Annotated in this window: 2 protein-coding genes; both read right to left on the reverse strand. The window is 31.9% G+C overall.

Annotated features, from left to right (window positions below; translation table 11 throughout):
• A partial coding sequence (locus KI356_RS24420; protein WP_212936715.1) for an SNARE-associated domain-containing protein occupies positions 1–316 on the reverse strand: 316 nt, incomplete at its 3' end.
• Between the two features lie 382 nt (positions 317–698).
• Positions 699–1,463: a DUF1836 domain-containing protein gene (locus tag KI356_RS24425; protein WP_002110340.1), complete on the reverse strand. Its 765-nt coding sequence runs from the start codon at positions 1,461–1,463 to the stop codon at positions 699–701.
• Between the last annotated feature and the right edge of the window lie 131 nt (positions 1,464–1,594).

The following is a 1,594-nucleotide window of genomic DNA, read 5'->3' on the forward strand; positions in this document are numbered from 1 at the left end:
TTCCGTAACGATTAAACCAATCTTCAGCAGCATCAATTTGTTTTTTATGAATGAAAATATATTTTCCGTAACGTTCTAATACAGGGCGACCACCGTATCGTCCAATCCAATAAATAAAGACTTGGGCAATGATTCCGCCAATTGTACCGAATATGACTGCTCCTACAAATGAGATACTTCCATTTGATACTAAGTACCCTGCATAAGCTAGGACAATCTCACTTGGGATAATCTCAATCATAAGTCCAAGCATTATGCCCCAATAACCTAATCCTTCAAAAAATGTTAATACTGAATGAATAAAACTACTTAACATTGTTGCACCTTCTAGTTCATAAGTTTTCTCGAGTAAAAGCTCTTTTTATTTAATAACATAAAAAGTTCACTATATGCAAATTATACCTTATTTAATGAATGTATTGCTATTTTAATACTTTTTATGTCTTGTATTAGTTTTCCTAGTTTTTATAGTAAACGATATAAATTGAGTTTTCATGAAGAGAGAATGAAAGGAGTATTAAAAAATTCTCATTTTATCTATAGTAAAGATAGGTGAAGGTTTTGACTTTTTTGTCATAGTATCGATATTTTTTGTTGAATCACTCATATATTTGAAGATATGAACGACATCATTCGCATTGATATCATTTCATCTTTTATAATAACAAAAAGAGGGGCCATAATCTATGGCTCCTCTTTTACGGCTTTACATCTAAATTTTGTAAAAATAACGTTGCTGAAACGTAACGTTTTGCTAACATTTGTACATAAGCGGTATGTACAGAAAGTGTGGCGATAATAATAGCGTTACGAATTGCTTCGCGTTGTTCGTTATTAATTTGATCGAACTTGCTTGCGATTTTATCAGCTTTTTCTTTCACAATATTTTCGATCGTATGAATGGTATCAGTTGCATTTAGTTGTAAGCAATTCCCTTGATTTAGTTCTTCAAATAAAGAAGAATAAGCTACATATAAATGAACAGGGTTAATTAAATCATCACTTCGATCGGCCGGGTCATTTACGATGAGTCGTAATAGTTTGCGAATGGATTCAAAATCAAGTGCTGTTTTTAAATCTTCAACAATGAATAATAAGGCTGCTTGTTCAATTGAGTATTTCTTCCCTTTTTGAGGGGAGCCAATCATTTCTTTTATATCTCGTTTCACCCAGTTTTGCATAGCAGTTACAGAGAAACTAGTGTTTTCAATCTGATTACCAAGCGCAACTATTTCATTTAAAGAAAAACCGACATCAGTATCATCGATTTTAATTAATTTTTCAAAAATAGGTGAAAGTGCGGTTGTAATAAAAGCTGTAACGCTTTGTCCGCTTTCAATATCTTTTTTATGTGACTTTGCCCAAGCTTCTTGCAAAATGCTAAGAGGCTTTTTTGGATTCCATCCTCTAAGTGATAGAAGGAGCGTTGCCATTTCGTTTCGTGTGAGATGAAATGTTTCCATCTTTTCACCTCCAAAATTATAAAAAGTTCTTATGAACTTATAATATGTTTTGTTTCATTTAAAGTCAATTCCGTTTTTCTTAATTTTTCCTTTGTTATGGAATTATTGTCGTAAGTAAATAATACTTGCAT

Source organism: Bacillus hominis (assembly GCF_018332515.1).
Lineage (GTDB): Bacteria > Bacillota > Bacilli > Bacillales > Bacillaceae_G > Bacillus_A > Bacillus_A hominis.

Bases quoted from the DNA above. Each gene is read 5' to 3' on its own strand.
- KI356_RS24425 (WP_002110340.1), bottom strand. From the start codon at position 1,463: ATGGAAACATTTCATCTCACACGAAACGAAATGGCAACGCTCCTTCTA.